Here is a 14,306-nt window from a genome sequence, read left to right as displayed (position 1 = left end):
TTTCACGTATCTATTAATGTTATTATACAAAACTTTTTAACAATACCCAATAGACACTAAAAAGCTTTTGCAAAAATAATTATTTGTGCTAAAATTAGCTTTGAATGTGAGGTGCTGTTCTATGATGAAACAATTAACAATTCTCTTTTGGGGCTTCATTTTTGGTGAAGTAATTGGTTATATCGTAAGCTCACTAACTGGTACATTGTTTGCACCAGTTTTGTTAATCGGTATTATTTTTGCAGTTACCGGCTTAATTGTCGTAAATTGCCTCTACGCCATTCTCAAAGATCCTAAATCAGATAAATAAAAAAAGATAAACTAATTAGTTTATCTTTTTTTTGGCTTTATAAGACTATAAGGAAAAATTTGAGAAAGAAAGGTCTCAATATGTCCTCTAGTTTAACTCATCCACACTATTTAATAATACCTATTTTGTTTCTTCAGATACTAATTTTATAATTTCTAGAACAACATCCGTTGCTTTTTCCATTGTTTCAACTGAAACAAATTCAAATCGCGCATGCATATTTTCTGCTCCAGCAAATATATTTGGTGTTGGTAATCCCATGAATGAGATTTTTGAACCATCTGTCCCACCACGTACTGGATAGATATCCGGTTTAATTGCTAAATTTTCCATAGCTTCTTTAGCAACAGTCACAACAGTCATATCCTTCTCGATTACTTCACGCATATTGTAATATTGATCTACCATATCAATTGTCACACGTTCAGAATCAAAATCAGCATTCATTTTATCAGCAATACCCATCATATACTTTTTGCGATCTTCGAATTTTTGGCGATCATGATCACGAATAATATATACCATTTTTGCTTCATCAACTGTACCTTCTACTGAAATTAAATGGTAAAAACCTTCGCGGCCTTCAGTTTTTTCAGGTACTTCATCTTGTGGTAATAATGAGTCAAATTGATTTGCTAACTTACTTGCATTAATTAAAACACCTTTAGCAGTTGCAGGATGAACTTCCTTACCTTGAATTGAAACGACTGCTTGAGCAGCATTAAATGTTTCATATTCTAATTCACCTAATGGTCCACCATCAACAGTGTAAGCTAAATCAGCTCCAAAATCGGCTACGTCAAATTTATCAGCACCTACCCCAATTTCCTCATCAGGTCCAATACCAACTTTAATGTCACCATGCTTAATTTCAGGATGTGCAACTAAATAAGCTACAGCAGTAATAATTTCAGCTACTCCCGATTTATCATCTGATCCTAATAGTGTTGAACCATCTGTTGTAATTAATGTATTGCCTTTATAATTTTTTAAATTTGGAAATTCTTTAATAGTTAGTTTAAATTTACCATCATCGTCAAGATTAATATCAGATTCGCCATCATAATTTTCAACGAATTGGGGGTTAACACCCTCTGCTGTAAATGCAGCTGTATCCATATGTGAAATAAAACCAACCGCTTTAACGTTTTTACCAGCTTCTAAATTACTTGGTAATGTTGCTAAAACATACCCACTTTTTTTAGAAATACGTGCATCCTTTAATCCAATTTGTAAAAGTTCTTCCTTTAATTCTTTCGCAAATTCAACTTGAGTTTGCGTTGAAGGAGTTACCCCTGAATTTTCATCAGAACGAGTTTCTACTTTAACATACTTAATAAAACGTGGAATTAATTCTTCATATTTTGTCATGATAGCGTATCTCCTAATCTATTATTTAATATCTCTAATCATACTCTAATTTTAAAATTAAATAAACTGAAATGGATCTGTATTAATATCTGATTCAATAATCTCAATTTGCCAATTATTTTCTAGATTCCATTCTCCAAATAACCGTTTCAATTGTGCTTTACAGATACTTTCAACATGATGGCCCGGATCAATAACTGACAACCCTTCTGCTAACATGTCATGAGCCGTGTGGTAGTAGACATCTCCTGTTACGTAAACATCCGCCTGCTGCTTAATTGCCTCATGATAAAATTTACCACCATCACCACCTAGAACTGCAACACGCTTAATTGATTGCGTCAAATCATTAGAAATCAGTCTTAATCCACTTATGTTAAATTGCTTCTTACAATATTCAGAAAATTCAATAACAGTCATAGGACTAGTTAAATTTCCGATTCGACCCATTCCATAATCTGAACTATTTGTATGCACTAACGGGATTGTTTCTTGTAATTTTAAACGACTCGCTAACCAATCATTCATCCCACCTGTAACATTGTCTAAATTAGTATGAGCTGCATACACTGTTATATTATGACTCAATAAATCGGCATACATTTTATTTTGAGGATTCGTAGTATCCAAATTTTTTGCCGGTCTAAATATTAATGGATGATGTGCGAAAATAAAATCTACATTTTTATTAATTGCTTCTTGGACAACTTCTGGACGAACATCTAAAGTTGTCATTACTTTAGTAACAGTATTATTAATATCACCTAATTGTAGGCCTACTGGATCACCAATTTCAGCCATACTTTTTGGAGCAAATACTTCGAATTGATTGACTAAATCAATAATTTTTGTCATCCCAGCATCTCCTCAATTTCTTTGATATCAACTTCTAATATCCTTTTTTTATCAATAGGAACTTTATTTGCTGCCTCAAAATTTTTTAAAACTTTACGCTTTTTTTCCATTTGCTTGTGCCATTTAGCTTTGAATACATCGCTTTGCTCAATTCTTAATTTAGGTCCATACTTTAAATCTAATATCGAGTAGCTCATTTTAGTGTTAACTTTCTCAGCAACAATAATTTCATAGACATGATGGTCGTCTTCGACAATATCTTCATCAATAATTTGATATGAATGATCCATTAACCATTCTCTTATTAATTTTTGTCCAACATTAGGTTGAATAATTAAACGACGGACACCCGTTAATTTTTCTAAATCGGCAGTAAATATATCCTTTATTAAAGGGCCACCCATTCCGGCAATTGTGATAGTATCAATATTATCGTCTAATTTAATTGCCTTTAACCCATTAGCTAATCTTGGCATTATCATGTGGTCTAATCGTTCTGTATTAATTTCTGTTACGGCATTTTCATAAGGCCCTTTAGCTACTTCTCCAGCAACAGCATATGAAATAATTTTATTAATAGCTAAATACGCAGGTAAGTAAGCATGATCCGATCCAATATCGGCCAATCGTGCATTTTTTGGTACAAATTTTGCAACTCGAACTAATCGATCTGATAAATGTCGTGCATCCATTTCTTGATCCTCTTCTTTCGTATCTTATCTTTTCTTATTATAACTAAAAAAGGACCATTATAAAACAGGTTTCGTTTTATAATGGTCCTTAAATTTTTTATTCTAAGAAATCTTTTAATTGTTTTGAACGAGATGGATGGCGTAGTTTACGTAATGCTTTAGCTTCAATTTGACGAATACGTTCACGTGTCACTCCAAACACTTTACCAACTTCTTCAAGTGTTCTTGTGCGACCATCATCAAGACCGAATCTTAAACGCAGAACATTTTCTTCACGATCTGTTAATGTATCAAGAACATTTTCTAGTTGCTCCTTCAAGAGTTCATAAGCCGCATGGTCAGCTGGACTAGTTGCATCTTGATCTTCAATAAAATCACCTAAATGTGAATCATCTTCTTCACCAATTGGTGTCTCTAATGAAACAGGTTCTTGAGCAATTTTTAAAATTTCACGAACTTTTTCGGCTGGCATAGCTGGCATATCCATTTCAGCACCAATTTCTTCAGGAATTGGTTCGCGAACAAGTTCTTGTAATAATTGGCGTTGAATTCTGATTAATTTATTAATTGTTTCAACCATATGAACTGGAATTCTAATTGTACGTGCTTGATCAGCAATAGCACGTGTAATTGCTTGTCTAATCCACCATGTCGCATATGTTGAGAATTTAAATCCTTTACGATAATCAAATTTCTCAACAGCCTTCATTAATCCCATGTTACCCTCTTGAATTAAATCAAGAAATTGCATTCCACGACCAACGTAACGTTTAGCAATTGAAACAACTAAACGTAAATTAGCTTCTGCCAATTTTTGTTTTGCTTCTTCGTCGCCTTCTTCAATTTTTAATGCTAAAGCAACTTCTTCTTCAGCTTTTAAAAGGTTAACACGACCAATTTCTTTCAAATACATTCTAACTGGGTCATTAATTTTTATTCCAGTTGGTGCTGATGTGTCTTTTAAAGCTTTCTTTGTAACTTTTTCAGCTGCTTTTAAACTATGTTCACTTGGGTTTCCCTCTTCATCAACAACAGCAATACCAGCATCTGCGACTTTTTGAAGTAATTTATCCATACGATCAGCATCTAAATGGAATGGTGTTGCTAGTTCATCTGTTAAATTATCATACTTAATTTCTTTTTTTACTTTATATTCCTTGATCAACTTCGTTTGTGCTTTTTTAAAGCCTTTTTCGTCAAATTCTGATTCTTCAACTTTTTCTACTTTTTTTACCATTAATAATTCCTCCCTTAGATGGATGTTCGTGGTACTTGTTGTTTTTGATATAATGCAATTAACTTAACTGATAATTCATTGGTTAGTTCTGTATTGCCAAGACGATTTGCTTCCATAAGATCTGATCGAACTTGATTAATTGATTGTTCCATCGGCGAATCATTCATAATGACGGACACACAATCATCAAATTCATCCTCTGAAGACTCTTCTGCAACTGTCATCAGCTCTATTTGCATTAAAAATCTCTTTGAAGACTCTTCTGGCAAGTAATCTAAAAAACTAGCAATTTCATATTGCTCATGTAATTCTAAATAGCCTTCAGCTAACGTATATATTAACTGATAACTATCATGAACAAAACTAAAATCATCAATTGATCGAATTTTCAGCCAAGCTGTATGATCATGTAATATACGATAAAGCAATAATCTTTCAGCTCTTTCAACACGATCAATTTTTTCATCGCTCATGACCTCTGAGCGATTTTCTACAGGTGGTTCATCTGTTCGAACCCTTGGAACTTGATTAACTTGTTGCACTACTTTTGGTTGAACGGCAACTAAATCAATTAACTGTTGTCTTAGAATTCCTTTATCAATTTTAAATTCATCTGCCAACTGATTAATATAAATATCTTGCTCAAACGGCGTTTTAATTGTAGTTAAAACTTGTAGTACTTGATCAATATAATCAATTTGCTCACTTTCATTTTTTAAGTTTTTATTTCGTTTCAAAAAATTCATTTTGAATGAAATAACCGTCTCTCGAGCAGAGTGAGCTAACTCCAGAAACGCTTCTTTACCATTTTTTTTAACAAACTCATCAGGATCCATACCGTTAGGAATGGCTAGCACGCCAACTTTCATTTTTGTCTGATTCGCTAGCAGGTTCAAAGCACGATTTGTTGCATTTTGCCCGGGTTCATCCCCATCATAACAAATATTTAATTGTGATGTTGAACGTTCTAACAAATAAATTTGTTCATTTGTTAAACTTGTTCCCATAGAGGCGACACCATTTTTAACTCCAGAGCGGTATGCTGCTAAAACATCCATAAATCCTTCGAACAAAATAACATTTCCTTCTGTCCGAATTTCTTTTTTTGCCAAATCGTAATTAAATAGAATCTCTCTTTTATTAAAAATAGGCGTTTCAGGACTGTTTAAATATTTAGGTAATTCTTTATTTTTTTCAAGCAGACGACCTGAAAAGGCAACAACTTGACCATTTTGATTTCTAATCGGAAACATCACTCGATCAATAAATCGTTCACGCAAATCACCTGTTTGATTTTCAATAAATAGTCCAGACTGCCTTAATAATTGATAGTCTACTTTCTTTTCCTTAAAAAAATCTTGTAAGACCGATTTCCCAGGCGCAAATCCAATTTGGAAAGTTTTGATAATTTCATCCGTTATACCACGATTATGCAGGTAATCTAATGCCTTTTGACCCATTTCTGTATTCATTAAAATGTGTTGATATAATTTAGCACCGTCATCATGAATTTGCTTTAACTGACGATTTTCAGTTGATTCTTGTGTCCTTGCTGACTGAGATTCAGAATATTTACTATCGATATCCATTCCTGAAAATTCTGCAACTTTATTGACAGATTCTGGAAAGCTAAGTCCCTCTAGCTCAATTAAGAACTTAAAAACATTCCCACCTCTTCCACAGCTAAAACAGTGAAAAATTTGTTTCTCTTCGCTTACAGAAAATGAAGGCGTTTTTTCTTCATGAAATGGACATAAACCCATAAAATTACTACCAGATTTTTTTAATCCGACATACTGACTAATGATATCAGTAATATTCACACTAGTTCGCACCTGTTCAATTACGTTTTCGGGTATTCTCATTCCAACTACTCACCTCCAAAACTAACGATACGAAGTTACCTATATTTTGAGTACCCATAATAATAGCATTTATTTGACATAAATACAATTATTAGCTTCAAGTAATAGACACTTTTGTCAAATATGACTATTCTGATTCTATTACCAAACAAAAAAGGAATTTATCTTCACAGATAAATTCTCATTTTTATATTACTTAATATTTAATTTACTTAAATTACCTAATTTTGAACTCATCTTAGCAATTAAACTCAATTGATTTAAGCGATTATTTTTAATTTTTGTATCATCAACCATAACCATTGTCTGGTCAAAATAATTTTCAATTAGCGGACGAATCTCGCTTAATGTAGTATATAACTTCTCTGACGTTAAATCTGCCAACTGACTTTGGATTATTTCAACTCGTTCAAATAAATCTTTTTCAGCAGTATTATCTAATAATACTTGTTCAACAACTAGATTAGTTGCCTCATTTTTATCTGCTAGCTTTAATACACGATTGATTGCTTCAACGGTCTCCTTGAAATCCTTATCATTTTTATGATTTTCTAAGGTTACAGCGGCCTCTGACATAACTAATAAATCTGCATCTGTACTTTCAACAACACTTTCAATTACATCATAACTGACGTTTTTATTTGAAAGCCATTGCTTCATACGATCATTAACAAAACTTAAAATATCTTTATCATTTTCGCCAACAGTCATCTTGGTAAATAAATCTGGATGTATCGTTGCCAATTCCTTAATATCGTTCAGTACCTCAAGTGGTGAAAAATGCCACTGACGATCTTCAACAATTCTAACTATCCCAAACGCTTGACGACGAAGTGCATAGGGATCATTTGATCCAGTTGGAATTAATCCAACTGAGAAGAAACTTGACATGCTGTCCAACTTATCAGCAATTGCTAAAACTGCACCAATTTTTGATTTAGGTAGTTCGCCATCAGCACTAATTGGCATATAGTGTTCAGAAATTGCTTGTGCAACAGTTGGATTTTCGCCCATTAGCAAGGCATATTTCTCACCCATAATTCCTTGAAGTTCAGAAAATTCTCCAACCATCCCTGTTACCAAATCAAATTTATAAATTTCACTTGTTCTTTGTAAAAGAGATAATTCATGGTCATTTAAGCCAAGGCGTTTACCAATGATTTGTGCCATTAATTGAACACGTTCCATTTTTTCAGACATTGATCCAATTTTATCATGGAATGTGACATTTTTTAATCGCTCTACATAATCATTAATCGTTTGTTTTTGATCTTCTTGGTAGAAAAATGCAGCATCTTCCAATCGTGCTGTAAGAACCTTTTCATTGCCTGCTTCGACGTTAGCAATGTTAGCTTCTGTCCCATTACGAACTGAGACGAACATTGGTAAGATTTCATCGTTTTGGCCACGCACATAAAAGAATCTTTGATGGTCTTTCATTGAAGTCATTAGAACAACATCAGGAATATCTAAATATTTCTTATCAAAATGACCAGAAAATACTGTTGGATATTCAACTAAATTGTTAACTTCTTCCAAAAGATCCTCATCAAGAATAATATGCCAGTCTTGATTATTTTCAAGATTAGTAATTTGTGTTCTAATCATTTCTTTTCGTCTATTAGAATCAACGATTACATATTGTTCTTCTAATTTTTTAACATACTCTGTTACTGAGGCTAAATCTACAGCTTCTCCTAAAAAACGATGGCCTTGCGTTTGGCGGCCAGATTTAATATTTAAAATACTGAATGGAATAACGTCACTATCAAGTAACGCAACTATCCAACGAATTGGTCTAACATATTTAAAGTCATAATTTGCCCAGTGCATCATTGTTGGGAATGTCATCGCTTCAATCACATCTTTAATCTGAACCAAAATATCTTTGGCAGATTTACCAGCGATAAATTTATTTACATAGACATACTCAACGCCTTTTAATTCTTTAAACGTTATATCGTCTGTTGTTACTCCTTGTCCACGGACAAAGCCTTTTGCAGCATTAGACCAATTTCCTTCATCATCCATGGCAATTTTCTTTGCAGGTCCTTTAGCTTCTTCTTGAATATCTGCTTGTTTATCAGCCAAACCAGTCACTTCAACAGCTAAACGTCTGGGTGTTGAGAATGCCTTTATTTCGTCAAATGATAACCGTTGCTCTGTTAAAAAGTCACCTACACGTTTAGCCAATTGATTTTGGCTAGGTGTAACAACATGAGCAGGAATTTCTTCTAACCCAATTTCTAATAAAAAGGAATGTGTCATCTTATTTATCCTCCTTTAATAATTTACTACGAAGTTTTTCATCTTTTAGTAATGGGTAGCCTAATTTTTTACGCTCCTGTACGAAAACTTTAGCAATTGATTTAGCCATATTTCTAATTCTTGCTAAATATCCAGCACGTTCAGTAACAGAAACGGCTCCTCGAGCATCTAATAAATTAAATGTATGACTACATTTTAAAACATAATCGTATGCCGGATGAACTAACCCATTGGCAATCTGTTTTTTGGCTTCTGTTTCATATACATCAAACAAATTAAATAACATTTCTTGATTGCTTTCTTCAAATGAATATTTAGAATTTTCATATTCTGGTTCTTTAAATATGTCGCCGTACATGACCCCATCAGCCCATTCAAGATCATAAACACTCTCAACATCTTGAATATATGAAGAAAGGCGCTCTAAACCATAAGTAACTTCACTAGTGACGGGATGTACCTCTAATCCACCAACCTGTTGGAAATAAGTAAATTGTGTAACTTCCATACCATCAAGCCAAACTTCCCAGCCAACACCAGCACAACCCATTGATGGGTTTTCCCAGTTGTCTTCAACAAATCGAATATCATGTTCAGCTGGATCAATACCTAATGCACGCAAACTATCCAAATATAAATCTTGAATATTTGCAGGAGATGGTTTCATCACAACTTGAAATTGATGATGTTGGTACAAACGATTGGGATTTTCGCCATAACGACCATCTGCAGGACGTCTTGAAGGTTCAACGTATGCAGCATTCCATGGTTCTGGTCCAATTGCACGTAAAAATGTGTAAGGGCTCATAGTTCCAGCACCTTTTTCTGTATCATAAGCCTCCATTAACATACAACCCTGATCAGCCCAGAATTTTTGTAATGTCATAATAATATCTTGAACAGCTAACTTTTTTGACATAGTATTCCTCCTTATTTTTAAGCACAAAAAAACCTATGCAGTCTTATAGACCACATAGGGACGATTTTAATATCGCGGTTCCACCCTACTTCTGGTTCAATTCAACCAGCAGCTTCATTAACAAAGGACTCCGAAAATGCCAATAAAAATAATTAATTACTTAGCTTGCACTAATCCTAAGTTCGCTTTAATAACTATTCTTACCCTTTTTCATCATAATCCCGCTATTTATTTCTCTATAATCATAGTTTAGAAATAAGTATTTGTCAATTATATTTCAGTATTTTTCTTTAATGAGACTGGCCAAGAACTGATTCCATCGATAAATTTTTTACTTTTCAAATTTAATCCAACACTATTATCATAAATAACATCAATAATACGACGTAATTCCTTTTTGGTACTCTCAGCAACCTTGATTGAATTTAATTTATCAAGATTCACTACAGAAAATTGTCTCAAATAAAAAATTGTTTTTTGAGTAGCATGAAGTCGATTATTATCAAGATACCAATGTTTAGAACACAGTAGCCCACCGTAAGATTCTGAATAATCAAATTCTCCCTGCGTTTCGCCACCAACTGCACAGACCTGCAATTGAGGCTGTACACCAAAAACTGTTAATAGCTGAATTTCAATAATATTTGTAATAATTTCTGGATCAAATTCTTCGTTAATCAATCGAATTGCTGTCACAACTTTTCGGTACCAAACAGAGATGGGTTCGTTATCTTTGAATGCAGCATCAATTAAACTAAAAATATAAATGGTATAAGCATTACTGATTATATCCTGTGAAATCGTTTGAAATTGTTCAAACTCTTTAGCAGTATTAATAAATGATAATCCGTTGTCATTTATACTCCCACTGTAAGTTCCGATTGTAAATGGTAGTAAAGCAGCAGATAATTTGAATCCTCGTTTTCTAGCACCTTTAATAAAAAACATTTTTTTACCATAACGATCGGTTAAAAATTTCACTAAAAGATCACGTTCTTTATATTCTTTACGATAAAGTAAAATCCCTTCAAAATCTGCATTATTCTGAACGATACTATGCATCCCCTTTCCATGAGCAAATAAAAATCGGAACAAAAATTATCTTGTTCCGATCATTAGTTACTTCTTAATAGTCATCTTCACGGTAACCAAATGCTTTTAAATCAGTCTGTTTATCTCGCCAATTTTTTTGAACTTTAACCCAAAGTTCCAAATAAACGCGATCACCAAGCATCGTTTCGATATCTTTTCTAGCTTTAACACCGATATCTTTTAACATTTTACCACCTTTACCAATAATAATACCTTTTTGCGTTGGACGTTCAACGATAATTGTTGCAGAAATGTGCAATTTTTCTTCGTCCTCTTTTTTTATATCTTCAACCAAAACGGCAACTGAGTGAGGAACTTCTTCTCGTGTTAATTGTAAAACTTTTTCACGAATTAGTTCACCCATAACAAAACGTTCTGGATGATCTGTAATTTGATCTTCTGGGTAAAACTGGGGTCCTTCAGGTAATTCACTAATTAATGAATCAACAAGCTCATCGACGTTATTTCCTTTAAGTGCTGAAATTGGGAAAACTTCTTTATAGTCCAAAGATTCTCGATACGTTTCCACAATAGCTAATATTTCATCAGGGTGAATTTGGTCAATTTTATTAATAACCAAATAAATTGGTTTCTTAGTATCTTTTAATCGATCAATAATAAAATTATCTCCTGGTCCACGTTTTTCTGTTGCATTAACCATAAATAAAATAGCATCAACTTCACCAAGTGTTGAAAGTGCTGATTTGACCATAAAATCACCTAAACGACTCTTTGGTTTATGAACACCAGGTGTATCAATAAAGACAATTTGTGCATCATCTGTTGTATAAATACCTTGAATTTTATTTCTGGTCGTTTGTGCCTTATCACTCATAATAGCAATTTTTTGACCCATAACATTGTTTAAAAATGTTGATTTTCCAACATTTGGTCGTCCTAAAATTGCCACAAATCCTGAATGAAACTTTTTATTTTGCATTAATTAATTCTCCTCTTATTTATGTACCTTTTATTATAATTGACTAATCAAAAACTAATTCTAACAGTTGTGGGATAAAAATAAGACATCCAACAATCATCGCAAATAGTGCCGAAAGTAAGACAGCAGCAGCTGACATATCTTTAACTTTTTTTGCAATCTCATTATATTTATGACCAGTTGTCAGATCAACCAGATTCTCTATAACTGTGTTCCAAACTTCATTAATAATAACCATACTAATGCTAAGAGCTAGCCATAGCCACTCTGTTTCAGAAATTTGAAAAATTGCCGCACAAATAGATACTAGTATCATCATGGCTACATGTTTTTTCATATTTCTTTCTTCTTTAAAAACCGTAACAAGGCCATCTAGAGAATGTCCTAGTGACAACAAAAATGTTCGATTTTTTTTAACTTGGCGCTTATCGTTTAAGGCCATAAGCATCTAATATCTCTGTTTGTAATCCAAACATTTCTTTTTCATCTTCAGGTTCCATATGATCGTAACCATTTAGGTGTAAGAACCCATGGACTGTCAAAAATCCCAATTCACGTTCATAAGAATGACCATAATCAACTGCTTGTTCAGCAACTTTTTCAGTTGAAATCATGATATCACCGATATTTTTAGCAATTTCAGGCATATCCATACCTTCATCATCAGGAAAAATAATTGGCATATCATCTCCATCTTCTTCGATTGCGAAGCTGATGACGTCAGTTGGTCTATCTACATTTCGATATTCACGATTAATTTTGTGAATTTCTTCATTATTCATTAAAGTAACTGACATTTCTGTTTCATCAGGTAATTTTATTTTCTTACCCGCAAAATTAAGAATTTCTTTAATTAATGTTATATTTTTTTCTGGTTCTGCCTTAGTGTGGTCAAAAATTTCTAAATCCATAATAACCCTCTTTAAATTCGTTTTATATGTCCCAAAGTTACTCAACTCAAATAATAGCATAAAAAAAAAGGAACTACAATTCAAGTTGAATTGTAATTCCTTTTTCGCTAATTTAATAATGATTTAACTGTCTCACTTATAACCTTACCATCAGCGCGTCCCTTAAGTTTAGGAATAACCGCACCCATGACTTTTCCAAAATCAGCTTTTGATGTTGCACCAACTTGTGAAATAACTTCTTTCACGACATCAGTAACTTCTTCAGCTGATAATTGTTCAGGTAAATATTTTTCGACAATTTTTATTTCCATATCAAGATTTTCTAAAAGATCATCTCGACCGGCATCTTTGAATTCTGCATAAGATTCTTTGCGTTGTTTTAACTCGCGAGCCAATAAAACAGTTTCATCATCAACTGATAAATCATGACCTGCTTTAATTTCTTCGTTTGTAACAGCTGCTTTAAGCATTCTTACAGTACTTAAAGTTTGTTTGTCTTTTGCTTTCATCGCTTGTTTTAAATCGTTATTAAGTGTTTCTAATAGACTCAACGTGATTCCTCCCTAGACTAGAAGCGTTTCTTAGTTGTTTTACGCTTTCTTGCTGCTTCGGATTTCTTCTTACGTTTCACACTTGGCTTTTCATAGAATTCGCGTTTACGGTATTCTTGTAATGTACCTGTTTTAGAAACGGAACGTTTAAAGCGACGAAGAGCATCATCGAGAGATTCGTTTTTACGTACGACTGTCTTTGACATAGATATCCCTCCCTCCGAGCTTGAATGTAACCGTCTTTTTATGCATTAAGTTGCATCGTCGAACTGTCCTTGTTCATTATAACTAAAGTCTTTATCGCCGTCAATAAATCTTTTATAAAATATTTGAGATAATACAAAAAATATACTTTTTTTTAACAAATTAAGCATAAATCAATTGATCTAAATCAATAAACAGCTTTAATTTAACCCAAGTTCCGTTAATAGATTAGGATTAAAGGTATTTTCTTTAAACATCAAAATTTCTTTTTGATATGGTGATTGTTGATTTTTTTTATCTACACCTACATATGGTGTTTCTAATATTTTAGGTACCTTACTAAATCTTTCGTCATGTACAATACTATTTAATGCATCAAACCCAATTTCACCAAAGCCAATATTAGCATGTCTATCTTTATGACTTCCTTGAACATTTTTTGAATCGTTAATATGAAAGACTTTCAATCGATCAATTCCAATAATATCATCAAACTTTTCTATAACAGATTCAAAGTCATCTTTAATATTATATCCAGCATCACTAGTATGACATGTATCAAACGTAACAGATAATTTATCATTCAACTTCACACCATCAATCATTTGTGCAATCTGTTCAAATGTTCGTCCAACCTCTGTACCCTTGCCCGCCATTGTTTCAATAGCAATTTGAATTTTTTGGTCTGAAGTCAAAACTTCGTTTAATCCTTCAATGATATGTTTAATTGCAGCTTCATCTCCCGCACCTACATGAGCACCAGGATGGAGAGTCATTTGAGTAGCACCTAATGCTTCGGCCCTATCTATTTCAGCTTTCAAAAAATTGATTGCAAATGTAAAATTCTCTGGTTTAACTGTATTTCCTAAATTGATAATATAAGGGGCATGAACAACTATATCACTTAATCCATGTTCCACCATAAAGGCTTTACCTTTTGGAATATTCATCTCTGAAATATCTTTTCGCCTTGTATTTTGAGGTGCTCCCGTATAAATCATAAATGTACTTGCTCCATTATTCGAAGCCTCTTCGGCGGAACCAAGTAACATATCTTTTCCCTTCATACTAACATGTGATCCTATCAACAT

General features: G+C 33.1%; 15 protein-coding genes. 1 reads left to right on the top strand and 14 read right to left on the bottom strand.

All coding sequences use genetic code 11. The features are described 5' to 3' along the window. Window positions 1-121: 121 nt before the first annotated feature. On the top strand, window positions 122-310 hold the full coding sequence (locus AC1RPR_RS02210; RefSeq protein WP_409022496.1) for a YjzD family protein: 189 nt from the start codon (window positions 122-124) through the stop codon (window positions 308-310). Window positions 311-430: 120 nt separating this feature from the next. Here the strand turns inward: AC1RPR_RS02210 and pepT are convergent, their stop codons facing one another. The 14 genes from pepT to AC1RPR_RS02140 all read right to left on the bottom strand — a co-directional run bounded on the left by pepT (window position 431) and on the right by AC1RPR_RS02140 (window position 14,306). Further along, window positions 431-1,681: a peptidase T gene (pepT, locus tag AC1RPR_RS02205; RefSeq protein ID WP_481761354.1), complete on the bottom strand. Its 1,251-nt coding sequence runs from the start codon at window positions 1,679-1,681 to the stop codon at window positions 431-433. A gap of 57 nt (window positions 1,682-1,738) precedes the next feature. Further along, window positions 1,739-2,536, bottom strand: coding sequence for a Nif3-like dinuclear metal center hexameric protein (locus tag AC1RPR_RS02200; RefSeq protein ID WP_481761355.1), 798 nt, complete (start codon window positions 2,534-2,536; stop codon window positions 1,739-1,741). Continuing rightward, window positions 2,533-3,228, bottom strand: coding sequence for a tRNA (adenine(22)-N(1))-methyltransferase (locus AC1RPR_RS02195; RefSeq protein ID WP_481761356.1), 696 nt, complete (start codon window positions 3,226-3,228; stop codon window positions 2,533-2,535). The genes AC1RPR_RS02200 and AC1RPR_RS02195 overlap by 4 nt, the downstream gene beginning before the upstream one ends. 97 nt (window positions 3,229-3,325) lie before the next feature. Then, window positions 3,326-4,465, bottom strand: a complete 1,140-nt coding sequence (rpoD, locus tag AC1RPR_RS02190; RefSeq protein WP_409022492.1) for an RNA polymerase sigma factor RpoD — start codon at window positions 4,463-4,465, stop codon at window positions 3,326-3,328. 14 nt (window positions 4,466-4,479) lie between these two features. After that, the gene (dnaG, locus tag AC1RPR_RS02185; RefSeq protein ID WP_481761357.1) at window positions 4,480-6,330 is read right to left on the bottom strand and encodes a DNA primase; all 1,851 of its coding nucleotides are present in this window, start codon (window positions 6,328-6,330) and stop codon (window positions 4,480-4,482) included. Between the two features lie 192 nt (window positions 6,331-6,522). Continuing rightward, window positions 6,523-8,598: a glycine--tRNA ligase subunit beta gene (gene glyS / locus AC1RPR_RS02180; RefSeq protein ID WP_481761358.1), complete on the bottom strand. Its 2,076-nt coding sequence runs from the start codon at window positions 8,596-8,598 to the stop codon at window positions 6,523-6,525. A 1-nt stretch (window position 8,599) separates the two neighbouring features. After that, window positions 8,600-9,517, bottom strand: a complete 918-nt coding sequence (gene glyQ, locus AC1RPR_RS02175; RefSeq protein ID WP_409022489.1) for a glycine--tRNA ligase subunit alpha — start codon at window positions 9,515-9,517, stop codon at window positions 8,600-8,602. A gap of 270 nt (window positions 9,518-9,787) precedes the next feature. Further along, the gene (gene recO / locus AC1RPR_RS02170) at window positions 9,788-10,579 is read right to left on the bottom strand and encodes a DNA repair protein RecO (protein ID WP_481761411.1); all 792 of its coding nucleotides are present in this window, start codon (window positions 10,577-10,579) and stop codon (window positions 9,788-9,790) included. 64 nt (window positions 10,580-10,643) lie between these two features. Then, a complete protein-coding gene (gene era / locus AC1RPR_RS02165; RefSeq protein WP_409022487.1) occupies window positions 10,644-11,549 on the bottom strand; it encodes a GTPase Era in 906 nt (301 codons plus the stop codon). Window positions 11,550-11,592: 43 nt separating this feature from the next. Then, complete coding sequence (locus AC1RPR_RS02160) at window positions 11,593-11,997, bottom strand: diacylglycerol kinase family protein (RefSeq protein WP_409022486.1); 405 nt, start codon at window positions 11,995-11,997, stop codon at window positions 11,593-11,595. Then, on the bottom strand, window positions 11,975-12,460 hold the full coding sequence (ybeY, locus tag AC1RPR_RS02155; protein ID WP_409022485.1) for an rRNA maturation RNase YbeY: 486 nt from the start codon (window positions 12,458-12,460) through the stop codon (window positions 11,975-11,977). The genes AC1RPR_RS02160 and ybeY overlap by 23 nt, the downstream gene beginning before the upstream one ends. 107 nt (window positions 12,461-12,567) lie before the next feature. Further along, the gene (locus AC1RPR_RS02150; protein WP_409022484.1) at window positions 12,568-13,011 is read right to left on the bottom strand and encodes a GatB/YqeY domain-containing protein; all 444 of its coding nucleotides are present in this window, start codon (window positions 13,009-13,011) and stop codon (window positions 12,568-12,570) included. A gap of 17 nt (window positions 13,012-13,028) precedes the next feature. Further along, the gene (rpsU, locus tag AC1RPR_RS02145) at window positions 13,029-13,217 is read right to left on the bottom strand and encodes a 30S ribosomal protein S21 (protein ID WP_057973588.1); all 189 of its coding nucleotides are present in this window, start codon (window positions 13,215-13,217) and stop codon (window positions 13,029-13,031) included. Between the two features lie 198 nt (window positions 13,218-13,415). Continuing rightward, complete coding sequence (locus AC1RPR_RS02140; RefSeq protein ID WP_409022483.1) at window positions 13,416-14,306, bottom strand: deoxyribonuclease IV; 891 nt, start codon at window positions 14,304-14,306, stop codon at window positions 13,416-13,418.

This window comes from Dellaglioa sp. CoH-57-MRSF-22, from assembly GCF_056781895.1.
Note: the sequence above shows the minus strand (reverse complement) of the source record. Positions and strands in the feature narration are given on the sequence as shown.